The organism is Amycolatopsis decaplanina DSM 44594, assembly GCF_000342005.1.
GTDB lineage: Bacteria > Actinomycetota > Actinomycetes > Mycobacteriales > Pseudonocardiaceae > Amycolatopsis > Amycolatopsis decaplanina.
In genome coordinates, this window is the sequence record NZ_AOHO01000079.1 from 99160 (window position 1) to 123412 (window position 24253).

General features: G+C 68.6%; 23 protein-coding genes. 12 read left to right on the top strand and 11 right to left on the bottom strand.

All coding sequences use genetic code 11. The annotated features are described in order from the left end of the window. Positions 1-63 precede the first annotated feature (63 nt). Together H074_RS36670 and H074_RS36675 are read right to left on the bottom strand one after the other, a co-directional pair. Positions 64-516, bottom strand: coding sequence for a deaminase (locus tag H074_RS36670; protein ID WP_039924373.1), 453 nt, complete (start codon positions 514-516; stop codon positions 64-66). A gap of 23 nt (positions 517-539) precedes the next feature. Further along, positions 540-1022 carry a tRNA adenosine deaminase-associated protein gene (locus tag H074_RS36675; protein WP_200865852.1) on the bottom strand — a complete coding sequence of 161 codons (483 nt, stop codon included), beginning with the start codon at positions 1020-1022 and terminating at the stop codon, positions 540-542. A 76-nt stretch (positions 1023-1098) separates the two neighbouring features. Here H074_RS36675 and H074_RS36680 point away from each other — a divergent pair, with 76 nt between their 5' ends. The 5 genes from H074_RS36680 to H074_RS36700 all read left to right on the top strand — a co-directional run bounded on the left by H074_RS36680 (position 1099) and on the right by H074_RS36700 (position 6388). Next, the gene (locus tag H074_RS36680) at positions 1099-2328 is read left to right on the top strand and encodes a M20 metallopeptidase family protein (protein ID WP_007035158.1); all 1230 of its coding nucleotides are present in this window, start codon (positions 1099-1101) and stop codon (positions 2326-2328) included. Positions 2329-2361: 33 nt separating this feature from the next. After that, the gene (locus H074_RS36685; RefSeq protein WP_007035159.1) at positions 2362-2832 is read left to right on the top strand and encodes a heme-degrading domain-containing protein; all 471 of its coding nucleotides are present in this window, start codon (positions 2362-2364) and stop codon (positions 2830-2832) included. 510 nt (positions 2833-3342) lie between these two features. Further along, on the top strand, positions 3343-4269 hold the full coding sequence (locus tag H074_RS36690; protein ID WP_039924346.1) for a dihydrodipicolinate synthase family protein: 927 nt from the start codon (positions 3343-3345) through the stop codon (positions 4267-4269). Between the two features lie 112 nt (positions 4270-4381). Next, positions 4382-5725 carry a diaminopimelate decarboxylase gene (lysA, locus tag H074_RS36695; RefSeq protein ID WP_007035161.1) on the top strand — a complete coding sequence of 448 codons (1344 nt, stop codon included), beginning with the start codon at positions 4382-4384 and terminating at the stop codon, positions 5723-5725. 168 nt (positions 5726-5893) lie between these two features. Beyond that, entirely contained in the window at positions 5894-6388 is a 495-nt protein-coding gene (locus H074_RS36700) for an Lrp/AsnC family transcriptional regulator (RefSeq protein ID WP_005167158.1), read from the top strand. Between the two features lie 66 nt (positions 6389-6454). Here the strand turns inward: H074_RS36700 and helR are convergent, their stop codons facing one another. The 4 genes from helR to H074_RS36720 form a co-directional block, all read right to left on the bottom strand. Continuing rightward, a complete protein-coding gene (helR, locus tag H074_RS36705; RefSeq protein ID WP_268744789.1) occupies positions 6455-8659 on the bottom strand; it encodes an RNA polymerase recycling motor ATPase HelR in 2205 nt (734 codons plus the stop codon). A 176-nt stretch (positions 8660-8835) separates the two neighbouring features. Further along, a complete protein-coding gene (locus H074_RS36710; protein WP_007035164.1) occupies positions 8836-10659 on the bottom strand; it encodes a LamG-like jellyroll fold domain-containing protein in 1824 nt (607 codons plus the stop codon). A 130-nt stretch (positions 10660-10789) separates the two neighbouring features. Next, on the bottom strand, positions 10790-11254 hold the full coding sequence (locus H074_RS36715; RefSeq protein ID WP_007035165.1) for a DUF6328 family protein: 465 nt from the start codon (positions 11252-11254) through the stop codon (positions 10790-10792). After that, the gene (locus tag H074_RS36720; RefSeq protein WP_007035166.1) at positions 11199-12161 is read right to left on the bottom strand and encodes a DMT family transporter; all 963 of its coding nucleotides are present in this window, start codon (positions 12159-12161) and stop codon (positions 11199-11201) included. Before H074_RS36720 ends, H074_RS36715 begins: the two co-directional genes overlap by 56 nt. Before the next feature lie 86 nt (positions 12162-12247). Between H074_RS36720 and H074_RS36725 the strand changes: the two genes are divergently transcribed. Beyond that, a complete protein-coding gene (locus H074_RS36725) occupies positions 12248-12799 on the top strand; it encodes a superoxide dismutase family protein (RefSeq protein ID WP_007035167.1) in 552 nt (183 codons plus the stop codon). Here the strand turns inward: H074_RS36725 and H074_RS36730 are convergent. The 4 genes from H074_RS36730 to H074_RS36745 all read right to left on the bottom strand — a co-directional run bounded on the left by H074_RS36730 (position 12796) and on the right by H074_RS36745 (position 16790). Beyond that, the gene (locus H074_RS36730; protein ID WP_039924349.1) at positions 12796-13197 is read right to left on the bottom strand and encodes a TIGR03667 family PPOX class F420-dependent oxidoreductase; all 402 of its coding nucleotides are present in this window, start codon (positions 13195-13197) and stop codon (positions 12796-12798) included. The genes H074_RS36725 and H074_RS36730 overlap by 4 nt on opposite strands. 43 nt (positions 13198-13240) lie before the next feature. Beyond that, positions 13241-15208 carry a DUF2339 domain-containing protein gene (locus H074_RS36735; RefSeq protein ID WP_039924352.1) on the bottom strand — a complete coding sequence of 656 codons (1968 nt, stop codon included), beginning with the start codon at positions 15206-15208 and terminating at the stop codon, positions 13241-13243. Between the two features lie 72 nt (positions 15209-15280). Next, entirely contained in the window at positions 15281-16039 is a 759-nt protein-coding gene (gene uppS / locus H074_RS36740; protein WP_039924374.1) for a polyprenyl diphosphate synthase, read from the bottom strand. 175 nt (positions 16040-16214) lie between these two features. Further along, positions 16215-16790: a hypothetical protein gene (locus tag H074_RS36745; RefSeq protein ID WP_007035172.1), complete on the bottom strand. Its 576-nt coding sequence runs from the start codon at positions 16788-16790 to the stop codon at positions 16215-16217. A gap of 384 nt (positions 16791-17174) precedes the next feature. Between H074_RS36745 and dusB the strand changes: the two genes are divergently transcribed. After that, on the top strand, positions 17175-18320 hold the full coding sequence (gene dusB, locus H074_RS36750) for a tRNA dihydrouridine synthase DusB (protein WP_007035173.1): 1146 nt from the start codon (positions 17175-17177) through the stop codon (positions 18318-18320). Between the two features lie 53 nt (positions 18321-18373). On the opposite strand, the gene H074_RS36755 is transcribed toward dusB, so the two are convergent. Further along, a complete protein-coding gene (locus H074_RS36755) occupies positions 18374-18658 on the bottom strand; it encodes a hypothetical protein (RefSeq protein WP_007035174.1) in 285 nt (94 codons plus the stop codon). Positions 18659-18780: 122 nt separating this feature from the next. On the opposite strand from H074_RS36755, the gene H074_RS36760 reads away from it, so the two are divergent. The 5 genes from H074_RS36760 (at position 18781) to phoU (ending at position 24033) form a co-directional block, all read left to right on the top strand. Further along, positions 18781-19623, top strand: coding sequence for an alpha/beta fold hydrolase (locus H074_RS36760; protein ID WP_007035175.1), 843 nt, complete (start codon positions 18781-18783; stop codon positions 19621-19623). A 49-nt stretch (positions 19624-19672) separates the two neighbouring features. Next, positions 19673-20284: an isopentenyl-diphosphate Delta-isomerase gene (idi, locus tag H074_RS36765; RefSeq protein WP_007035176.1), complete on the top strand. Its 612-nt coding sequence runs from the start codon at positions 19673-19675 to the stop codon at positions 20282-20284. Between the two features lie 65 nt (positions 20285-20349). After that, the gene (locus H074_RS36770) at positions 20350-21078 is read left to right on the top strand and encodes a GGDEF domain-containing protein (protein ID WP_007035177.1); all 729 of its coding nucleotides are present in this window, start codon (positions 20350-20352) and stop codon (positions 21076-21078) included. Between the two features lie 816 nt (positions 21079-21894). Beyond that, the gene (locus H074_RS36775; protein WP_007035178.1) at positions 21895-23289 is read left to right on the top strand and encodes an LCP family protein; all 1395 of its coding nucleotides are present in this window, start codon (positions 21895-21897) and stop codon (positions 23287-23289) included. 81 nt (positions 23290-23370) lie between these two features. Continuing rightward, entirely contained in the window at positions 23371-24033 is a 663-nt protein-coding gene (gene phoU / locus H074_RS36780) for a phosphate signaling complex protein PhoU (protein WP_007035179.1), read from the top strand. Positions 24034-24253: the final 220 nt, after the last annotated feature.

The following is a 24253-nucleotide window of genomic DNA, read 5'->3' on the forward strand; positions in this document are numbered from 1 at the left end:
TGCGGCCGCCGTTTGCGGCCGCCTGTCTCCGGGTTACCCGGGGCGCGGGATCCGACACATCTGTCACCCGGTGCGGTTACCCCGCTGCCCGTGGAAGAAGTCTTCGAGCAGGGCCGCGCATTCGGCCTCCAGGACGCCGCCGGCGACTTCCGCGCGGTGGCTCAGCCGCCGGTCGCGGACGACGTCCCACAACGACCCCACGGCCCCGGTCTTGGGCTCCCAAGCGCCGAAGACGACCTTCGCGATCCGTGCCATCACGAGAGCGCCGGCGCACATCGTGCACGGCTCCAGTGTCACCGCGAGCGTGCAGCCTTCGAGCCGCCAGCCGTCGCCGTAGATCTCGGACGCGGCCCGCAGCGCGAGGATCTCGGCGTGCGCCGTCGGGTCGCCGAGTTCTTCGCGGGCGTTGCGCGCGGAAGCGAGCGGGGTCCCGTCCGGTGACAGGACGACGGCGCCGATCGGCACGTCGTCGCCCGCACCTCGCGCCGCTTCGATCGCCGCCCGGACGGCGGCGATGTCGGCGGCGGAGGCGGCGGGGCTCAGATCTCGTCCAGGATCTTGGTGAACTCGGCGGCGAATCCGCACCGCTGCGCGACCATCTGGAGTTGTTCGTCCGGATAGAGGTCGACCTCGCCGACGATCACCTGGAGCTCGGCCCCCGGCAGTCCGAGATCGGACAGGATCTCCAGGTCGCCTTCCGGCCAGACCGCGTCGTCGTCCTCGTCCGGCGGGTCGACTCTCAGCACGTCGAGGACGTCGGCGGCGATGTCGTAGTCGAGCGCCGCGGCGGCGTCGGACAGCAACAGCGACGGTCCTCTGGGGCTCGGCCGGACTATCACGAAGAACTCGTCGTCGACCGCCAGCAGCCCGAAGGCGGCACCGGTCGAACGCAGTTTGCCGAGCTCGGTGATCGCAGCGTCGAGCTCGGCGAGCGCCCCCGGATCAAGAGAGCTGCACCGCCACCGACCGTCCTCCCGCACCACGGCCACCGCGAACCCCGTGATCGGCTCTTGCACCGCCATGCGCACACCGTATTCCGCCCGCATTCGGAACGCACGCACGGTGCACCCGAAGCGCCGCATGCGCCACTATCGAGACATGACCGGACCCACCGACCTGCCCACCCTCCCCGATGCTCGCTTCGCCGGGTTGCTGGACGAAGCCCGCGCGCTCCAGATGAAAACCGTAGAGCTCCGCCGGGAGATCCACCGGAATCCGGAGATCGGCCTCCACCTGCCGAAGACCCAGGCCTCGATCAAAGCGGCCCTCGAGGGCCTGCCGCTGGAGATCACCGAGGGCAAATCGACCACCTCGCTGACCGCCGTGCTGCGGGGCGGGAAGCCTGGACCGGCGATCCTGCTCCGCGGCGACATGGACGCGTTGCCGCTGCACGAGGACACCGGTCTCGACTTCGCCTCCGAAGACGACGGCGCGATGCACGCCTGCGGGCACGACACCCACGTCGCGATGCTGGCTTCGGCCGCGCGGCTGCTCAGCGAGCACGTCGACGAGCTGGCCGGGTCGGTGGTGTTCATGTTCCAGCCCGGCGAGGAAGGCGAGCACGGCGCGCGCCACATGATCCACGAGGGTGTGCTCGACGCCGCGGGCGAGCGCGTCGAGAAGGCGTTCGGCCTGCACATCTTCACCCAGGTCGCGTCCGGCATCGTGCAGACGCGACCTGGCCCGATCATGGCGTCGGCGAACAGCTTTCACGTCACCGTCACCGGCCGGGGCGGGCACGGCTCGGCGCCGCACCAGGCCATCGACCCGGTGCCGGCGGCGGCGGCGATGGTGGGCGCGCTGCAGACGATGGTGACCCGCAAGGTGAGCGTGTTCGAACCCGCGGTGGTTTCGGTCACCCGTATCGAGACCGGGACGACGACGAACATCATCCCGGAGACGGCGTTCCTGGAGGGCACGATCCGCACGCTGTCCGAGCGGACGCAGGCGTTCGTGCGCGAGGAACTGCCGAAGGTGTGCGAGGCCGTCGGCGCGGCGCACGGCGTCCGCGTGAGCGCCGAAGTCCTCCCCGGTTACCCGGTCTCCGTGAACGATCCGCGGGTCGCGGGCCGGGTGCTGGAACTGGCGGCCGAGGTCCTCGGTGCCCGCAACGCCGAGGTCATGGAGAACCCGGTGATGGGCGCGGAGGACTTCTCCTACGTCCTGCAGCGGGTGCCCGGCGCGTTCGCGTTCCTTGGCGCCTGCCCGCCCGACGCCGACCTGGCCACGGTCGAGGCGAACCACTCGAACCGGGTGATCTTCGACGAGGACGCGATGGCCAACGGCGTCGCGATGTACGCCGCCTTCGCGCTGGACGCACTTCGATAGCCTTTACACAACAGTGTTGATTTAATGGGCGCCATGAGTGATGACACCCTGGCCGTCCTGGCCGCGCAGGAGGAGCGCCTGGTCTTCCGCCGGTTCGACAACGAGACCGCGCTGAAGCTGGGCGTCCACCTGCTCGCGGCGGCACGGGACCGCGCCCTCCCGGTGACGATCTCCGTGCGCCGCGGCGGTCAGCGGCTGTTCCACGCGGCGTTGCCGGGCACCTCGGCCGACAACGACACGTGGATCGACCGCAAGAGCCGCGTCGTCGACCGTTACGGGCACAGCTCGTTCCTCGTCGGCGAACAGTTTCGCGCGAAGGGCACGACGTTCGAAGCGGACTCGCGCCTCGACCCGGATCTGTATGCCGCGCACGGCGGCGTGTTCCCGGTGATCGTCGAGGGCGTGGGCCCGGTCGGCACCGTCGGCGTCTCGGGACTGCCGCAGGCCGACGATCACGCGTTCGTCGTCGAACAGTTGGAAACCTTCCTCACCACCCTGTCCTAAGTGGACCACTCGCGGAGTTGTCCACAGGTTGTTCACGTGTGGACAACTCCGTGCGACGGCGACGAAACCGGGCGACTTCCAGCTACTTCTCGACAGTCAGCTGACAGAACGGCCAGGTTGTGTGGGGGCAAAGCAATGGTGGGGGTTGACGACGGAAGTGGGCTCACCACAGCGACCTGGCGCATTCCTGACTATCCATAAGAGACACTGATCCCGATCACAGTGCCCGATTTGCACACTTTGCATGGCTTCGTGCGCGGGTCGTGAGTGATAAAGAGCGTTCTAACCCTCTTTATCACTCACGACCACCCCGAGGACACGTCGGCCGATTGCCCTGAAGGCCCCCTTGAGACGGTGAACGTCCCGAAGGCGGCCTTCGCCCCACCTCTCATGAGATCCGTCTTCACCACTCACGAGCTTCGCCACGACCAACCGTCCCAAGACTCAGGACAGCCGTCCCATTGCCCCGGCCTGCTAACGTGAGGTGTCACATCATATATCAGATCGGACATGCCAGTGACCTCTTCCTCACGGTTCGAAGAGCGGAAACGGCGGCTGTCCGGGGTCGTGGCCATCCCGGTGACGCCGTTCGACGCAGACGGCGCCGTGGACCCGGAGTCCTACGCGAAGCTGGTGGACCGGGTGATCATCGCCGGGATCGAGATCGTGACGCCGAACGGGAACACCGGCGAGTTCTACGCGCTGGACGAGGCCGAGACCCGGCATTGCCTCGAGGTGACGGTCAAGGCCGCGGCGGAACGGGCGAGCGTGGTCGCCGGTGTCGGGCACGACGTCCGGACGGCGATCGGCGCGGCCCGGCACGCGCGGGAGGCGGGCGCCGGGCTGATCATGATCCATCAGCCGGTGCATCCGTACGTCTCGGCCGAAGGCTGGGTCGAGTACCACCGCGCCATCGCGGCGGCCGTCCCGGAACTGGGTGTCGTGCTGTACGTGCGCGACGCGCGGATCGACGGCGAGCGACTGGCCCGGCTCGCCGACGCCGCGGAAAACGTCATCGGGGTGAAGTACGCGGTGCCGGATCCGGTGCGCTTCGCTTCGGTGGCGCGGGACGCCGGAATCGATCGCTTCGTGTGGATCGCAGGGCTGGCGGAGCTGTCCGCGCCGGGCTACTTCGCCGTCGGCGCGACCGGGTTCACGTCGGGATTGGTGAACGTCGCGCCGTCGATCTCACTGGAGATGTCGCGCGCGCTGCGGGGCGGCGACTTCCGCGGCGCGATGGCCTGCTGGGAACGCGTCCGGCCGTTCGAGGAGCTGCGGGCCGCGGACGGGAACGCCAACAACGTCAGCGTGGTGAAGGAAGCGTTGGCACAGCTGGGTTTGTGCCGCCGCGATGTCCGCCCGCCGAGCCGCGCGCTGACCGCCGGGGAACGCGAGCGGGTCACCGGCGCGGTGTGGCCGGGGTTACTCGGGCGTTAACAACACGTCAGCGAGACCTCGCAGAGCGTCAGGGAGACGTTGCCGGGGCGGCCGGGCCCGGTCGATCGGAGTTGTGCTGGCGGAGCACTGACCGATCGACGCGGAGGTAACCGTGACGCTCAGCGAGCTCCTGCCCAGCCTCGGCTGCGAGGCCGCCGACCACCTCGAACCCGGCGTCTGGCCACGGAGCACCCGGCTCGGCCCCGGCGGGGAACTGCTGTTCGCCGGCGCGCCGGTGTCACACCTCGCCGCGAGGTTCGGGACACCGGCGTACCTGCTCGACGAGGACGAGGTCCGGCAGAACGCCCGCGCGTACCGCCGGGCGCTGCCGGACGCCGAGGTGGCGTACGCGAGCAAGGCCCTGTGCACCCGCGCGGTCCTGCGCTGGGTCGCCGAAGAAGGCCTTTCGCTCGACACCTGCTCGGCGGGCGAGATCGCGGTGGCACGGTCGATCGGCTTCCCCGCCGAGCGGATCCTCCTGCACGGCAACGCGAAAACCCCCGAAGACCTGAAGGCGGCATTGTCCTACGGCGTCCGCCGGATCGTGGTGGACTCGCTCGACGAGATCGAGCAGCTCGGCGCGCTGGCCACCGGCGCGCAGCAAGTGCTGATCCGCGTGACACCCGACGTCGCGGCGGGCACGCACGCGGCGATCACCACCGGCACCGAAGGGCAGAAGTTCGGCTTCTCGCTGCGCGAGGAGGTCCGCGACAACCTCGGCCGGGCCGTCTCCGCCGTGCTCGCGCAGCCCGGGCTCCGCCTCGCCGGGCTGCACTGTCACATCGGTTCGCAGGTGTCGCGGGTGGATTTCTACGAACTGGCCGCCCGCAAGATGATCGGGGTGCTCGTCGCACTTCGTGAGAGCCACGGCATCACTCTGCGGGAACTGGATCTCGGCGGCGGGCACGCCGTGCGTTATCTGCCCGGCGACACGGGTTTCGACATCGACGGTTATGTGCGCCGTCTGCGTGTCGCGCTCGCTTACGAATGCACCTCGCACGGCTTCCCCCTGCCGAAACTGACGATCGAACCGGGCCGCGCGATCGTCGGCCCGGCGGGGATCACCGTGTACCGGGTCTGCGCGGTGAAACGCGGGTCGCGCACTTTCGTCGCCGTCGACGGCGGGATGAGCGACAACGCACGGCCCGCGCTCTACGGGGCGACGTACACCGCGCGCCTGATCGGCAGGCGCAGCCGCGCGGCCAGGCGGCCGATGACGGTGGTCGGACGGCACTGCGAATCGGGCGACGTCCTCGCCGACGGGCTCTCGCTCCCCGACGACGTCCGCCCCGGCGATCTGCTCGCCGTCCCGTGCACCGGGGCATACCACCACTCGCTCGCGTCGAATTACAACCTCGTCGGAAGGCCGCCGGTGGTCGGCGTCTCACGCGGTACGGCGACGCTGCTCGTCCGCCGGGAAACCGAGGAAGACCTGCTGAAACGCGATCTCGGCTGACGAGCCGTCCGAAAACCTCGGCACTCGCCCTGTCGGGCGACAGATTCCTGCGCGTGAAGGCGCTGAGAAAGAGAATCGCGACAAACAACTTAACGGCGGTAGCATTCTGGACATTGATCGATACGCTGCGCGACAAGAATCGCATGCCGAAACAAAGGGAGGGACGGCATGGGTGACGAACCACGCGCGCAGATGGAGCAGCGCACACCTAGAGGTTTGGACAATACCGATCGCACTCTGATCGCTCTACTGCAAGTCGACGGGCGGGCCTCGTTCACGGCCTTGGCCAAGGCCGTCGGCCTGTCGGAGGGTGCCGTGCGGCAACGGGTCCAGCGGCTGCTGCGGGACGAGACGATGCAGATCGTCGCGGTCACGGATCCGGCGAACGTCGGGCTCGGCCGTCAGGCGATGGTCGGGATCAGGGTCCAAGGCGATCCGCGGGCGGTCTCCGACCAGCTCTCCGGATTGCCGGACGTCCATTACGTCGTACTGACCGCGGGAGGTTACGACCTGCTCGCCGAGGTCGCCTGCCGGGACGACGAGCATCTCCTGAGTGTGCTGAACGACGACATCCGGCCCATTCCGGGTGTCGTCAGCACCGAAACGTTGGTCTACTTGAAACTCGCAAAACAGACATACGCCTGGGGCAATCTGACCCGCTGAACATACGGTCCGCGCCATGACCGGTCCGTTCCCCGCGAAATTCGCCGGGAACGGACCGGTCATGGGTCAAACGCAGTGCAGATACGCGTCGGGAGTCCGCCGCCTGGAATCGAGACCGCGGAGGACTTTCGGCAGCGCCCCGCTGTACAGGACCCCGAGCCGCTGCGTCGCCCGCGTCAGCGCGACGTACAGTTCCGCCTCACCGCTCGGGCCTTCCGCGAGGATCCGCTCCGGCTCCACCACCAGGACGGCGTCGTACTCCAGCCCTTTGGCCGCGGACGGCGCGATCGCTCCGGACACTCCCGGCGGCCCGATGACGACCGACGTCCCCTCACGCCCCGATTCCACGCGGGTGAACTCGGCGACGGCCTCCTCGATGTCCACTTCGGACACTCGGCGAGCCCACGGACGCACACCACACGAACGCACGGAGTCCGGCGGTACGGCGTCAGGCGCGAAACTCGCCAGCAGTGCGGCCGCCACCGCCATGATCTCCGACGGCGTCCGGTAGTTGACGGTCAGCTTCCGGTACACCCACCGATCGGCGACGTACCGGGAGAGCATCGCGTCCCACGACCGCGCTCCCGAAGGCGACCGGCGCTGCGCGAGATCCCCGACGACGGTGAACGACCGGCTGGGACAGCGGCGCATCAGCACGCGCCAGTCCATTTCGGACAGTTCCTGCGCCTCGTCGACCACGACGTGGCCATAGGTCCATTCCCGGTCGGCGGCGGCACGTTCGGCCAGATCCCGCTCGTCACGTTCGGCGAAGCGGTCCGCCAGTTCCTCCGCCATCAGCACGTCCGTCGGCCGCAGCGCGAACTCGTAATCGTCGTGATCGTCTTCCACCTCGACGATTTCCAGCACCCGCTCGGCGTATTCCTTCCGTTCCAGCCGCCGCCGTTCCTCCGCCCGGCGCTCGGCGGTGCGGTCGCGGCCGAGCAGTTCGGCGGCTTCGTCCAGCAACGGCACGTCGGAAACCGTCCACGCGTCCGCGTCCTCGCGGAACAGCGCCGGATCGGCGCCTGCCGCCCGCAACCGCTCCGGCGAGGCGTAGAGGTCGGCGAGCAGCCGCCGCGGCGTCAGCGACGGCCAGAGGCGATCGAGCACCGCGCCGAGCTCCTCGCTGGCTTCCAGGTCCCGCCGAGCGTTCTTGAGCATCTCCGGGCGAGTGTGCCGGTCGTCCGACGGCAGCCAGCCCGCGCCGATCCGGTCGACCGCGCGCGTGGCGAGCGCGGCGATCACCTCGCGGGCGAAGACGGCCTTGGCCTCGTTGTGCAGCCCGCCGCTTTCCCGCGCGACCTCGCGGGCGGCCGCCGCGACCTCGGCGTCCAGCGGCACGGTGACGTCGTCGAGCTCGATCGGCTCCGGCTCGGCGGGCAGTTCCTGCCGGTCCGCCACCGCCGCCGCGAGCACGTCCAGGATCGCCAGCGAGCCCTTGAGCCGCTGGACCGGCGGCGGGTCCTCGCGTTCGGTGCGCAGACCGGCCACGAGGTCACCAGGTGTCGCGAAGACGGCGCTGGTCTCGCCGAGCGACGGCAGGACACGGCCGATGTGGTCGAGGAAGCCACTACTGGGCCCGACCACGAGCACGCCGCGACGTTCCATGCGCTCCCGTTTCGTGTACAGCAGGTACGCCACACGATGCAACGCCACCGCCGTCTTCCCGGTGCCCGGGCCGCCCTCCACGACGACGACGCCCGCGTGGTCCAGCCGGATGATCTCGTCCTGCTCGGCCTGGATCGTCGCGACGATGTCCCGCATCCCCTCGCCGCGCGGCGCGTTGACCGCGGCCAGGAGCGCGGCGTCACCCCGTTCCCCCGCCGATTCCGGACGGCCGAAGACCTCGTCGGTGAATTCGAGGACGTCGCGCCCGAGGGTGCGGAATTGACGGCGCCGGGCCATTCCTTCCGGGGACGCCCCCGTCGCGCAGTAAAACGCGCGCGACGCCGGCGCCCGCCAATCCAGCACCAAGGGTTCGTAGTCGTTCTCTTCGTCGAAAAGGCCGATCCGGCCGACGTACGACCGTTCTCCCGAAAGGGCGTCCAAACGGCCGAAACAAAGGCCCTCGTCGGCGATCTTCAGCCGGGCCATCTCGCGGGCCTTGGCGCCGACCGAGACCTCACGCTCGGCGAGCGCGAAGCCTTCTCCCTGCAGCGCACCGGCATACGCCTCCTTCACCCGCGCACGTTCGGCGTCCAGCCGTCCGTAGAGCGACGCGACGTACTGCCGTTCGGATCGCAATTCCTCGTCGTACCCCTGATTTGACAAGTTCCCCTCACAGCGGCTAGAATGGCGACACATTCGGCGCATCGATCAGTAATTCTGATTCGGGCGCCGATTTTTTATTGTCCACCGCTTGTCAAGAGGGCCCCTTATTACTCCGGAAAAGACCGTGCGCGATAATGGGGACGGAGATCCACCATTACCGCGCACGATCCGCGGGCTCAGCCGAGCATGAACTCGCGCGGCTCCAGCGCCCTTCCCACCACGCGGACGTCGCCGAGCCAGCCGTGGAACGCCTGCTCGACGATCGAGTCGTAGGCATAGGCGCCGATCAGCCAGGAGCCGCCGGGATTCGCGATCCCCGCCGCCGCGGTCTTCGGGTTCCGCAGCACCGGGCAGCCGTCGACGTAGAGCGTCGTCCGCCTGCCGTCGTTGACGGCGGCGACGTGGATCCACTCACGCAACGCCAGTTCGTGCCCCCAGCAGGTCGAGATCCCGTTCTGGTTCACCGGGAACACCGCCCACTGGAACGCCGCACCGTCCGAAAGGGACAGTGTGGCCGACGGCTCGCCGGGATCGTCACCGGTCTTGCCCGCCTTGCCGCCCGAGCCCTGCCTGCCGAAGATCGCGGCCCAGGAATGCTTGCCGTCCTTGAAATCCTCGGGCAGTTTCACGAACGCCTCGAAGGTGTAGCCGCGCGCGAACGTCTCCGCGTTCATCGGCGCGCTGTCCGCCGTGCGCAGATACCCACCGCGAGCCGGTTTCTTGCCTCCGTCGAACCGGAGGCTCGACCTCGACGGCTGCCGCGCGGAGAACTCGGAGGAGAACCGCAGCGCCTCGGGCGCGCTGCCGGGCAGGGTCACCCGGACCAGGTCGTTGCCCCGGCCCGAAAGGTCACGGACACCGTCAACAGCGCTGACGGGGGCGCCGTCACGGCCTTCGAACCGCCAATAGGCCACGGTCCCGCGGATCAGCTGCCGTTCGGCGGGCCGCGCGGGCGGGACCGGGGCCGGCGCGAAACCGGCGAACCTGGACTCGAAGTCGATCTCCAGGCTGAAGTAGTCCGCCGGGCCGGTGCGTTCGATCTCCCGCCGCTGCAACTCGTTCAGCCGCGGTGCCTGGTCCGCCAGCCACGGCGAGACCGTGCGGACGTCGATCACGTTCCGCGCCAGGTCGAACCGGTAGAGCCGGATCATCGCGCTGCCGCCGTAGTAGCGGTCCTGATAGTTGGTGATGTGCAGATGGACGTCGTGGCCCGCGTCGTTCCGTTTCACCGCGCGGCCGGGCGGCCAGTAGTGCCCGTTGAGCGTCAGGAAGATCTGGTCGTTCCCGGCGATCAGTTCGTCCCAAACCTTCTGCCCGAACTCGGAAAGCCGAGCCTGCCCGGCCTCGTCGGCCCATACCAATTCATGGATGGTCAGTATCGCCGGGAGCCGCGGATTCCGCGCGAGCACCGACCGCGCCCACTCCAGCCCGCCCGCCGACGGCCGCCAGTCGAGCGCGAGCAGCAGCCACTCACGCCCGCCCGCGCGGAAGACGTGATGGCTGTTGTAGCCGTCCGGGCTCGCGCCGCGGAAGGTCCGCGACCCCCGCTGCCGTTGCGGTCCGAACGCGTCCAGGTACGGCGTGCGGCCGCGCTGGTCGTCGGTCGAGGACTTGATGTCGTGGTTGCCCGCCAGCGTGCTGTACGGGAACCGTCGCCGGTCCAGATGCTGAAACGACCGGCTGATCTGGTCGAACTCGCCTGGCTGCCCGTTCTCGGTGAGGTCGCCGAGATGCGCCAGGAAGACGATGTTTTCGCCACCACCGGTGACGTACCGCAGCGTGGCGTCCAACGGCGCGGGGTCGCCGCGGTCGGCGTCGAAGAGGTACTGGGTGTCGGGCAGGACCGCGAGGGTGAAGCGGCCGTCTTCGGTGTCCGGGCCCTGGTGGCCGAAGGTCGCCGAAGCCGCGGGGGCACCGAGTGCCGGCAACGCGGACACCGCCGCACCGGCGCCGAGCAGGCCCGCGCCGCGCAGGAAGGTCCGTCTGGAGGAGTCGTTCACGGCCGCAACCTACGTTCGTGGAGGCAACGCGTCCGCCAACCGCGGATGAACACTTGCCCCGCTCGGTCGCTTCGTCCCATGGGGAACGTCGAACGCGTTCCCGGCGGGCACCGCGTGCTGGATCGGAAACTCAGCCGCCGTTGCGGTCGATCATCTTCGGCACGACGAACCACATGCCGACGAACAGCACCGCCGACACCACGCCGAGGATCACCATCGCGATCGGGCCGAAGACGACCTTGGCGATGAGCGCGACGGTCGTGGTGATGGCGGCCGCCAGGCAGCCGAGCCCGACCAGGACGGAACGGTTGCCGTAGGTGAGGATCCGTTCACGGTTGCCGGTGCGGAACAGCAGCCGGTGCCACGCGGCGGGCGCCGTCAGCAGCACCGTCGAGCTGACCGTGAGCAGGACCGCCGTCAGGTGAACGGATTTCTCGAATCCGCTCGCCTCGTGGAACTCGTCGGTGAACACCACCGTGAGCAGGAACCCGAAGAGGATCTGGACGCCGGCCTGCGCGACCCGCAGCTCCTGCAGGAGTTCACTGACGTTGCGGGTCAGGCGTTCGTTCTTCGTCTCGCCGGTGTGCTCGACCATGCGGCGGCTCCAAGACCATCGGTTGACGCCTGACCTTTTCATGCCAGCCGAGCGAAGTCACTGACACGACCACGACGGAGAGGCCCAGCCACTGAGTACCCGACAAATCGGCGTTCAAGCACATTACGCCGATAACAGCCGCCGTGACCGGGAAGGCCAGCTCCGCGAGCGTCGCCCTGGCGGCGGGAGTCGACCGCAGGCCCAGGTAGTACAGGCTCAGCGCCAGCAGGCCGGGGACCAGCGCGAGCAGGCCGAGCCCGAGCGCGTTGTCCCAGCCGACCGCGAACCGGCCGCCCTGGTACGCCACGATGCCCGCCGCGACCGGGAGCCCGACGGTGAAGCGCAGGGTGGTGACCTCCTTCGGCGCCAGTTCGGTGGAGAGCAACCGGCCGAGTACCGTGCCCGCCGCCCACAACGCGGCCGCGCCGATCGCCAGCAGCGCCGCCTTCGCCGCGGCGACCTGGATGTTCAGCGGATCCTTGAACGCCAGCAGCCAAGCGCCCAGCAGCGCCGGGATCGCGAAGAAGGCATATCCCGGGCGGACCCGCTCACGGAGTACGAAATAGGCCGCCAGCACGGCGAACACCGGCTGGAGCTTCTGCAGCACCAACGGCGTCACGGGGTCGCCCAGTTTGAAGGCCGCGGTGAACATCGCCGTCGCGAGCGCGGAAGAACCGCCGCCGATGGCGAGCACGGCCAGCCATTCCCGCGGACCGCACCGGCGCAACGCGCGGAAAGCCCTGGGAATGAGCGGACTCAGCACGAGCACCACGAGCAGGTGCTCCCAGAAGACGACCGTGGCCGCCGGGAGCGCCTCGGCGAGAGGGAGCCGAAGAAGGCCGTCGGTACCCCAAAGAGCGGCGGCGACCGCGACCAGCCAGGTGCGATCCGGAGGGTTGCTACTCACTTTTCCCTGCTCATAGTTTGAGAATGATCGCCCGACCGAGTGATCTGTCTGGCGTGCCCGATGTCGTGCGGACTAGGCAAGGGGGCATGCGCCCCGTCCCCGCACTCGCCCTTGTCCTGTCCGCGGCCACACTGGCCCTGACCGCCGGCACCGGGCCGGCCACCGCCGCCCCCGGCTCCCGGGTCCACGTGATCACCGCCAAAAGCGGCCTCACGAGCTACAAACCGGAACTGGTGCCGCCCGGTGCCCGCGCGCACGTTTTCGGGTTGACGTCCAAGGCCTTCGGCACCTCGACCGCTCTGCTCGTGACCGGTCTGCTGCCCAACCGCGAATACGGCGCCCACGCGCACACGAAGCCGTGCGGCGCCACCGGCGATCTCGCCGGACCGCACTACCAGAACGTCGAAGACCCGGTGAAGCCGTCGGTGGATCCGGCCTACGCCAACCCCCGCAACGAGATCTGGCTCGACCTCACCACCGACGCCGCCGGCCGCGGCGTCGCCGTGTCCAAGGTGGACTGGACGTTCACCGATCGGCGCGCGAACTCGATCGTGATCCACGAAACGCATACGCACACCGACCCGGGCCACGCCGGGACCGCGGGGGCCAGGCTGGCCTGTGTGACCGTCGGCTTCTAGAAACCCCAGGTGCGTTCCGGCCGGATCCTGATCCGGACGTTGTACTCCCGGTCGAACTTCGGGACGTCGTAGTCGATCGCCGGGTAGTGCTTCTCGTACTTGTCGAGGAAGCCCGGCTGCTCCGACGCGAGACCGTCCGGCAGGATCTCGGCCTTGCCGCCGATCACCAGGATCGAGCCCCCGTGCTCGTCGCTGTTGAAGTGGAGGCTGACCTCGGAGTTGGCTTCGATGTGGCGGGTCTTCGCCGTGTCCGGCCGGCTGAAGACGATGAAATCCTCACCGTCGAGGACGAACCACACCGGGCGGGGCGAAGGGCGGCCCTTCGGGCTGATCGTGGTCAGCCAGGCGACGTTCTCCTTCGCCCGCTCGGCGAGCCGCGGGTCGGGTCGGTAGCTCATGAACCGACCAACCACGACCCGGCGGGTTTTCTTCCTCGTCCGCTCAGCGAGACGCGACGAGCTTCGCGTAACGCGTCCCGGCGCCGAGCAGCACCAGACCGGCGATGAGGAAGGCGGCGACCCTCGCCAGGCCGTCGAGGGCGGAGAGGTCGAACAGCACCAGCTTCAGCACCGCGGCGCCGACCAGCACGAAGCCGATCACCCGCAGGTTGACCGCCGAGATGCCGCGGATGAGCAGTACCAGCGCGGCGACCGTCCACGACACCGTGATCACCACGTGGCCGACCAGGAAACCCGAACGGCCGGGGACCGCCAGCAACGCGCCGCACAGCACCATCGCGCCCGCGCCGTAGAGCCCGCAGACCCCGGCGAAGAGCCACGGCACCACGTTCTCCGACGCGGCCTTGAACAGCCCGAGCCGGTGCGAGACCCACGGAAGCGTGATCGAGACGGCCAAGATCGCGAGGGCCACCAGGAAGGCGGCGGCGAGGTCGGCGTCCGGACGGTTCCGGATCAGGAAGAAGAGCGTCGGGGGGACGTCGAAGACGAGCGCGATCATGCCGCCGATGACCGCGAAGCCGAGGCCTCCGAAGAGCGCCACGTGCTTCTTCGTCCACAGCGCGACCAGTGCCAGCAGAACCCCTTCGCCGATGAGGATCGCCGAACGGGCACTGCCGTCGAACAGCGTCATCGTCGTCTGCAGGGCCGCGAGGAGCCCGGCTGCGCCCGCGAGGTCGCCCGTCCAACCGTTGAGCCACTGCCCGGCCGCCCACACCCCGAGCAACACCAGCGCGACCGACGCGGTCACGAGCACTGCCGAGGTCTTCGGCAGGAACAACGCGGCGAGCAACGACGGCGCGGGCGCGACGGCGAGCAGGGCGAGCGCGGCGGCGTCCCCTGGCCGCTTGGCGGTGACGATCAGGGCCAGCGCGAGTCCGGTGCCTCCCGCGGCCAGCGCGGCGGCGGTGTTGGCCGTGCTGCCGCCGAGGCCGGTGAACGCCGTGCTGAAGACCGACGCGACCAGCGGCGGGATCCCGGCCGCGACCGCGACCGACGGCCACGACTGGCGCAGCTGCACCGGCGTCGAAGCGACCTGGACCACGAGCAGGAACGCGACCAGCTGCGGGGTGAAACCCTGCGTGATGATCGGCGCGCAGACCACGCAGCCGAGCACGACGGCCGTCGCGAGCAGCGACGACTTCCACCGCACGGCCAGCAGCAACCCGCCGACCGCGATCAGGAGCCCGATCGCGAGACCGGCGTAGGCGGGGAGGTACTCGTACATCGTCGTCGCGGCGATGGCGTCGAGGTACAACGCCCCGATCCCGGTCGCGGCGATCGCGAACGCGCCCGTGCGGCCCGCCGGCGTGCGGTGCAGGCGAAGCCCGATCCCGACCAGCGCCGCGCCGAGCACGGCGCCACCGATCACCCGCGGCAACGGGCCGAACCAGCCCCGCTGGATCGCGAGCACGAGGAACAGCACGATGCCGAGCAACGTGACCGCGCCGCCGATCCAGGCCAGCAGCCTGCTGCCGGCGCCTTCCTTGCCCAGCTTCTCGGCGAGCGACACCTTCGGAGCCGGCTGGTACGGGCGGTAAGGCTGCTGCGGCTGCTGGTACTGCTGCTGCCACTGCGCGTACTGGGCCTGCTGATACTGCTGGTGGTACTGGCCCTGGTACTGGGGGTGCTGCGGGTGCGTGAAGTAGCGCGGGTACGGCTGCTGGGGCATCTGCGGCTGGACAGGCGGCTGCTGGGGCAGGGCCTGGTGCGGCACCTGCGGCTGCTCGGCCTGTGGCTGCTCGGCCTGCTGCTCGGCGGGCTGCCGCGGCTGCTCCGTCTGCTGAGCGGCGGGCTGCTCTGCCTGCTCAGGCGCCTCTTCGTGCTTCGGCTCCGCTCCGGACTGGACGGTCCGCAGCTCCGTGCCGACCCGCGCGAGGCGGGCCCCAAGGTCGTCGATCTCCCCGGCGAGCCTGAGGAGCACATCCCCATCGGTGGTCATGGCGATCAGCATGCGGCCTGAGGCCCGCCGAGGGATCCGTAGCACTACTCAATCGTGATGACGATGTGGTCGCGACCTGCGTGATCATCGCGATCGTGCCCACACCCGGAGCGCTCGCAGAAGGTCGACGTACCGGAAGCCCGGCCAGTTGACGTCGCAGAAGTAGAGCTGGGAGTCCTTGGCCTGCCACAGCAGGAATCCGGACAGCCGGACCTCGCCGCTGGTCCGGATGATCAGGTCCGGATCGGGACTGCCCGCCGTGTACAGATGCGCGGAAAGGGCGTCGACGGAAACGGTCTCCGCGATCTCCACCAGGGATTTGCCCCCCGCCGCCCCTTCGAGCACGAGATCGCGGACGGCGTCGGCGATCTCCTCACGGCTTCCGTACCCGATCGCGAGGGTCAACTCGGGTCCCGTCGCAGCACGGGTGTCCTCTTCGGCCCGCTTCAGCACCTCGGCCGTGGACGACGGCAGCATGTCGAGACGCCCCACGGGCACGACACGCCAGTTCGCGCCCGGCACGGTGAGCCGGTCACGGACGACGTCCTCGATCACCTGCATCAAGAAGGCCATCTCCGGCGACGCGCGCTTCGTCAGGTTGTCGACCGAGGCGAGGTACACCGTCACGTGCCCGATGCCGAGGCCTTCGCACCACGTCATCAACCGGGCGATGTGCCGGGCACCGTGGCGATGCCCCTCGCGGACGTCCTCGAAACCCATCGCGCGGGCCCACCGGCGGTTGCCGTCGATGATCACGCCGATGTGCTTGGGCAGCGGGCCTTGGCGAAGGCGGGCGCGGAGCCGTCGCGCGTAGAGGTCGTCGAGTCTGGTCCGGACGCTCATGGAAGCGAAGCTACCGAAATCGGCGCCCAGCACGCTTGACGCTCATGAGCTACGCTTGACAAGTCGCCCGAGCAGTTCCGGGAGACGCCGAGTGTGGCGCCGCGGGCGTTACACGAGTCGCAAGGCCAGGTGCACCCGGGGAATACCGGGACCCTGGCCTTACGCATGTCCAGGGTCAGGCACGCGTGTCGACCTCCAGTTCGATCGTGCACTCGCCCAGCTGGTCGGCGTAGACGGGAATTCCTTGTCTGCGAGCGCGGACAGCCCCAGCGACGATGTCCGGGATCCACAACAGCGGCTCATCGGCACCGCGAACGTGCCGAACACGAAACGCGGAGCCTTGAGGCAGCGAAAAGCGGCTTTGCTGGACGGTGCGAACGTCGCGGGCGTCGAGCTGGGTTGTGCGGCCCTCGGCCACCAGGAGACAGACGTCGAGCGCGTGCAGCTCCATCACCAGGCGCTGCATACACAGAGAACGGCCGCGTTCCTGGCGTCGCGCCGGCACCGGAGTACCCACCGCTACCAGGTGCAGCTCCTCGAAGTCTGCGACCTGCTTGACGACCGCTCGCTTCTGACCGTCGGTCAGCACGTTCCAATGCAGTTTCCCCGTGCGTTCGGCCCGCATGCCGAACATGACCTTGCGCAGCTCGGCATGCCGCTCAACAGGCAAGACCGCCGCCGCGAGTACGTAGAAGCCACCGCCGTCGTCCTCTTTGAAAGATTCGTCGGCGAAGGCCTGCAGCACGGACATCCGCCGAGCCTAAGGATTCCGCCCCCGCGCGATCGGTACGGTCCGACTCCCGAATGTGCGTCGCCGCAAGACTGTGCAGACCGAGTGAAAACTCGGCCACTGTGTGGATTTCGGGACATCTGACGTCCCAAAATCCACACGGTCACAATTCGAACATCGATCGGAGTGCACGGCCGCGAACCGGGCATCGGGACTTCGAAGGCGTCCGATCGGTGCACTTCGACAGCCTCGACTTTCCCGAGCTGACCGTGTGGAGAGACGAAGACGAAGTTCACGAGAACGAGAAGGCCTGCTTCCCTGGAATGGACCGTGACCACCCCTCGTCCTGTTCCGATCGGCGACGGAGACCGGCCCACCTGCGAGTGACAGACACCACAGGCGACAATGGAGGACGTGACAGCCACCCTGAGCAAGCCCAGCCTGAAGATCGGTCCCTACGAGGTCGATCCGCCGGTCGTGCTCGCTCCGATGGCGGGCATCACCAACGTCGCTTTCCGGCAGCTGTGCCAGGAGTACGGCGCGGGCATCTACGTCTGCGAGATGATCACCGCCCGCGCGGTGGTCGAGCGCCACCCGGGCACGATGCACATGATGACCTTCGGCGAGAACGAAAAGCCCAGGTCCATGCAGCTTTACGGGGTCGACCCGAAGACCATGGCCGAGGCCGTCCGCATCATCACCGGCGAGGGTCTCGCCGACCACATCGACAGCAACTTCGGCTGTCCCGTGGCGAAGGTGACGCGCAAGGGCGGCGGCGCGGCGTTGCCGTTCAAGCGCAAGCTGTTCGCCGACATCGTGCGCGAGTCGGCGAAGGCCGCGGCCGAGGCGGGCGTGCCGTTCACAGTCAAGTTCCGGGTGGGCATCGACGACGACCACCTGACCTACCTCGACGCCGGGCGGATCGCCGAGGCGGAGGGCGCGGCGGCGGTCAGCCTGCACGCGCGCACCGCCGCGCAGCGCTACTCCGGTCAGGCCGACTGGACGAAGATCGCGGCGCTCAAGGAAGCCGTCACCAGTATCCCGGTGCTCGGCAACGGCGACATCTTCTCCGCCGAGGACGCGCTGCGCATGGTCGACGAGACCGGCTGCGACGGTGTCGTGGTCGGACGCGGCTGCCTGGGGAGGCCGTGGCTGTTCGGCGAGCTGGAAGCCGCCTTCGCCGGGCGCCCGCAGCCCACTCCGCCGAATCTCGGAGAGGTCGCGAAGGTGCTGCGCCGCCACACGGAACTGCTCGTCGAACACGACGGCCACGACAAGGCCATGCGCGACATCCGCAAGCACATGGCCTGGTACTTCATGGGTTTCCCGGTCGGCTCGGAACTGCGACGCGGCTTCGCGATGCTGTCCAGCATGGACCAGCTCGACGAGCTCATCGCCAAGCTCGACCACGACGCGCCCTTCCCCAGCGCGGCCACCGGGCCGCGCGGGCGGCAGGGTTCGCCGGGCAAGGTCACGCTGCCGCACGGCTGGCTCGACGACCCGGACGACGACTGCGTCCCTGAGGCCGAGGACATGCACTCGGGGGGCTGAAACGAAAAAACGCTCCCGCCGGTCGGACCGGCGGGAGCGTTTCCTTTCACGACTCAGGTGCCCCTGGTCTTGTAGGCGAACTTCCACTGGCCGGTGTCGACCTCGAAACACCGCATGGTGATCGTGTAGTACCGGGCCATGTTGCTCTGCTCGATCTGGCAACTGCTCAGGCTGGAATACGGCCCGAGCTGACAGCCAGGATTCCCGTCACAGACCCCGGCGACCGAGACCGGTGCCTCTTCGGCCACCGCGACATTCGCCGCCGTGACGGCGATTCCGCCCGCGAGCGCGACGGAAGCGGCGCCGGCGGCGAGCCGGCGCTTCCAACTGTTCGACATGTATTACCCCAGTTTCCCCAGTGTGGCCGAAGATCGGCCACGGGGTCATTAGATGCGAATCGGACACTCGTCGTCAATCCCTTGCCGCCCGCCCGAAACCGGCGGCCCGTAAAGTCGGCGTCGTGATCGAGCAGCTGAGCATCCCCACCGCGGCCGGTTCCTTCGACGCCATCGCGGCGGGCCCCGAAGACGGCCGTCCCGTCCTACTGCTGCACGGGTTTCCCGAGGCCGCGGTGGAATGGGAGCACCAGGTCGCGACGCTCGGCGTACTCGGCTATCGCGCGGTGGCACCGGATCAGCGCGGCTACTCGCCGGACGTCCGGCCGGAACAGGCGTCCGAATACGGGATCGACGACCTCGTCGGTGACGTCATCGCGATCGCGGATCGCTTGGGGTGGAACGAATTCGATCTCGTCGGACACGATTGGGGCGGCGCCGTCGCGTGGTGGACGGCCGACGCGCATCCCGGCAGGCTTCGCAGTCTCACCGTCGTTTCGACGCCGCATCCGGCCGCGCTGGCGGAGGCCATGAAGACCGACGAGGACCAGCATCTCCGGTCGGCGTACATGACCGAATGGCGGCAGACCCGCGTCACCGAACGGCGGATGCTCGAGAACAACGCCGACGCGCTGCGCCGCATGTTCGACTGGAAGGTGCCGCCGAGCAAGGTCGACGAATACGTCCGGCGACTGTCCGAGCCGGGCGCGCTGACCGCCGCGCTCAACTGGTACCGCGCCGGCCGCCCCGGCGGGAAGATCGGGCCGATCGAGGTTCCGACGCTCTACATCTGGAGCACCGAGGACGCCGCCTTCGGTTCGACGGCCGCGCTCGACACCGCGAATCGGGTCACCGGCCCGTACCGCTTCGAGATGATCGAGGATGTCTCCCACTGGGTGGTGGAAGAGGCACCCGAGGCCGTCACCTCTTTGCTCGTCGAGCACCTTTCATCCCACGAACAGGGGTAACTCTGGTCGCGGTACCGGTTACAGCGAGCCTGCTGGTTCAGTGGGTCCGATGAACAACATGACCGAAGCGGACACCGAACGCATCGTCTACGTGACCGAGGACGGCGAACCGACCGGCGAAACCGCGCCCAAACTGGCCGCGCACCACGAGAACACCCGGCTGCACCTGGCGTTCTCCTGCTATCTGTTGCGCAGCAGCGACCAGGCCCTGCTGATCACCAGCCGCGCCGCCACCAAGAAGGTGTGGCCCCGGGTCTGGACCAACAGTGTCTGCGGGCACCCCGCACCGGGTGAACCGATCGAGGAGGCCGTCCGGCGCCGCGCCGCCTTCGAGCTCGGCTTGCCCCGGCTGGACGGGCTCCGGTGCGTCCTTCCGGCGTACCGCTACTCCACGCCGCCGTTCGAAGGCGTGGTCGAGAACGAGTTCTGCCCGGTCTTCGTCGCCTGGGTCGACGACGATCCCGAACCGCATCCGGACGAAGTTGGCGACTGGCGCTGGCTGAGCTGGAATGATTACGCACTGTTGCTGAATGACGATGTGACTGACGTGAGTTACTGGGCGAAGGATCAGTTTTCGCAGCTCAAAGACGTCGAGCCGTTTTACTCCTTACAGAACGGCACTTCGGTGCGTGACAATGGCGGCGAACCGTCGTCCTCTTGAGCGATATTCACTTTGGCCCGTACTCATACCTCAAGAGTTCCCTCCTATACGACGAAAACCAATTCGTGGCGGAGGTGAGCGTGGCAGCCGACGACGAGGCCGCGCTCCCACCGGGCGCGCGGCCCACCGATCTGCTCAGCCTCCACGAGTCGATCGCCGGAGCATTCGCCACCCAGGGCGACTGGCGACGCGCGTACCACCACCTCAAATCCGCCTTCGACCTCGCCAGGGCCGGCAGTCTGCGGGACACGTTGACGTCCAGCTACAACCGCCGCTACCTCGACCAGTGGCTGCACGGCCCGGCCGTCGAGCACCGCGGCCCGCCCGGGATCGCGATCGCCCTGGTCGACCTCGACCTGTTCAAAGACGTCAATGACACTTTCGGGCACCTGGTCGGCGACCGGGTGCTGCGCGAAGTGGCCGACCTGCTGCAGCAGGGGCTTCCGCCGGAGGCGTTCTGCGCCCGCTACGGAGGCGAGGAGTTCGCTCTCGTCATCCCGGACGTCGACGCCGCCCGCGCCGTGCGCATCGCCGACACCGCCCGTATCCGGGTGGCCCGCCATCCGTGGCGCCGGATCCGTCCCGGTCTCTCGGTGACGATCAGCGTGGGACTCGCGCACGAGAGCCGCGCGGAGCCGGATCTCGTACCGGAACCTGAACGGCAGTTGCGCAGCGCCGATGCTTTGTTGTATACGGCGAAACGCGCGGGGCGAAACAAAGTGGCCTATCAGGACAAGGAATCGTCGCGGACGATTCCTTATTCGATGAACGCCGCGGAGTCCCCGGGCGCCTAACCACTCACTCGGTCAAGTGTCGCACTCTGTGTAGCCGCTTTGCACCTTTAACGCAGCTTTAACGGCGACCGCTCACCCGATCGCATGGACCGTTCGGCGCTTCTCGGTACCTTGGGTGAAGAAAATTCCGGGATGGTTGTCGCCACGAACCTGAGGTGTCCGTACGATAACGAAAGAGCTTCGACGCCAGGCGTGAAAGGAGACCGAGTGCCCGACGAGCACCACAACCCGGGGACCGGTCGCCACAGCCACACCGACAGAAGTGCCGGTGAGCGCGGCCGCAGGGCTCGACGCCGCTCGATGGACACCCACGGCGGGATCAGCGTTTCCGACGTCGTCGCACGTCATACCGGTGAACGCCCGATCTTCGACCCCGCCGCCGAAGCGCCCGCTTCGCGCCGTCTTCGGCAGAGCGAGCCGTCACCCGAGCCTCCGAGACCCGGTGCGCGCGCCGCCCGGACGGAGCCGCCCGCACCTCGCCGTGCCCGTCCGGCCGCCCCCGTCGAAAGCCCGGCGCCCACGCCTCGTGCGGCCGAACCCGCCACGCCGCGGGTCCAGACGCCGCCGCGGAACCCGCAGCCCACCGAGACCCCGCGTCCGCCTCGCGCACGCCAGCCGCGCCGCACCTCGCAGGCCGCGCCCAGTCCCGAAGCGCCGACGCAGCGCCGCCCGCCGGTGGTGAACCCGGGCGCGCAGCAGCAGCCCGCGGTGCCGCCGCCCCCGCGTCGTCCCCGCCGCCCGGCGCAGCGGCCGGCGCAGCAGTCACCGGTCCCACAGCCGCCGTCGTCGCCATCCGGCGTCCCGCCGCGGTCCGAGATGGACCGGCTCACGATGACCGACGAGCTCGAGGCGATCGACGACGCGACGATCACCAAGCGCAAGATCGACCACACGCTCGCGCGGTTTTCCGCCGCGCACGACGAGCTCGAGGCCGAAGAGGCCAAGAAGCGCGAGCGCCGCGAACGGCTCGCCTCCCGCCCCGCCGCGCTGCTGGAGCAGACTCGCACGGCACTGCAGCGGGTGGTCACGACCACCGACGCCGAGCCTGCCGAGGAGTCGTCACCGCAGACCCGGCTGCAGGAGAAGAAGGAACGCAAGACCAGGCAGACGGCCAAGGCAGGCCGGATCACCGCCGCCGTGGTCGCCGCGCTCGTGTTCCTCTCCATCGGTTCGGCGTGGGGCGCCCAGACCTGGTTCGACGCGAAGTTCAACAACGTCGCCTCGCTCGACGAGGACTCGGCCGACATCCAGGACGCCGCGGGCCAGACCGGTGACGAGAACTTCCTGATGGTCGGCTCTGACACCCGTGACGGCGCGGCCGCCGAAGACGGCGTCGGCGACGCCGACGGCACCCCGGGCGCCCGCTCGGACACGGTCATGATCGCGCACGTCCCCGCCGACAGGCAGCGCGTCGTCATGGTGTCCTTCCCGCGCGACCTCGAGATCAGCCGTCCCGAATGCAAGCGCTGGGACCCGGCGACGTCGTCGTACTCGGAAGAGACCTCGCCGGCGCAGAAGATCGCGAAGCTGAACACCGCCTACGCGGTCGGCGGCCCGCAGTGCGTCACGAAGGTCATCCAGCAGATCACCGGCATGAAGATGAACCACTTCGTCGGGATCGACTTCAACGGCTTCAAATCCATGGTGGACGCCGTGCAGGGTGTCACCGTGTACAACGAGAAGCCGGTCGACGACGGCACGCTCGGCATGATCATCCCGCAGGCAGGCGAGGTGCGGATCTCCGGCGACCAGGCGCTGAACTACGTCCGGGCGCGGCACGTCAAGGGCGACCCGACGTCGGACTACGGCCGGATCAAACGGCAGCAGGCCTTCCTCGGCGCGCTGCTGAAGACGGTGATGTCGAAGGACGTCATCCTGGACACCGGCAAGCTCAGCGGCTTCATCGACGCGTTCGCCAAGGCCACCTTCGGCGAGAACCTCGGCATCAAGCAGATGATGACGCTGGCGAAGTCGATGCGCGGGATGGGATCGGACAAGGTCAAGTTCCTCACCGTGCCCACCACCGGCGAGGCGAACAGCCGCGGCAACGAGGTCCTGCTGCAGAGCAAGTCGAAGGCCGTTTTCGAGGCGTTGATCAACAACACCCCGCTGGAAGAGAAGGCTCCGGCGCCGCCCGCGGGCGACACGGCGTCCACTCCGACCAGCTCCGCCAAGTCCGGCGGCGCCAAGAAGAGCAGCAGCTCAGGCTGAGGATCATTCGTTAGTCCGGGTTCACGTCAGGTTCACTCTGGGATGCGGCTTTTGGCCCCAGTTCCGGCGTAGGGTTGGGCCATGCGTGAGGCTTACCATGTCGAACTCGAACAGCTCGCCGAGAACCTAGCGAGCATGTCGCTCCAGGTCGCCGACGCGATGGAACGGGCGACCCGGGCGTTGCTCGAGGTCGATCTCGGACTCGCCGAGCAGGTGATCAGCGACGACGCGAAGGTCGATGACGCGCGCGCCGAATGCGAGGAGCAGGCGTACGCGCTGCTGGCCCTGCAGGCACCCGTCGCGACCGACCTGCGGACCGTCCTCGCCGCGATCCACGCGGCGGAAAGCCTGGAGCGGATGGGCGACCTGGCGCTGCACGTGGCCAAGGCCGCGCGCCGCCGTCACCCGGACCCCGTGCTGCCCGAGGCCGTGCGGGGCGACTTCGCCAAGATGGGCGAGGTCGGCGTGCACCTGGCCCGTCAGGTCGAGCAGGTCATCAAGTCCAAGGACATCGAGGCCGCCCGCACGATCGAGTCGGACGACGACGAGGTCGACGAGATCCACAAGCACCTGTTCACGGTCATCATGGACCGGAACTGGGACCACGGCGTCGCCGCGGCCGTGGACGTCACCCTGCTGGGCCGCTTCTACGAGCGCTTCGCCGACCACGCCGTCTCGGTCGCGCGCCGGATGATCTTCGTGGTGACCGGCAAGATGCCCGGCTACGGACCCGACGAGCTGTAAGGCTGAAGGGGACTTTCCCCGGATAGGATGTAGCGAAGGGGCCCTTCACCGCATCGGATGCGGTGAGGGGCCCCTTCGGCATGTTTAGCGCTGGGGGTAGCCCGCTGAGCGTGTCGCGAAAGCCACTTTCGGGACACCTGATGTCCTGAAAGATGCTCCTATAGATGTCAAGGGGTGTTGGTGAGGTTGTTGATGTCTGTGATGAGTGTTCGGTGGATTT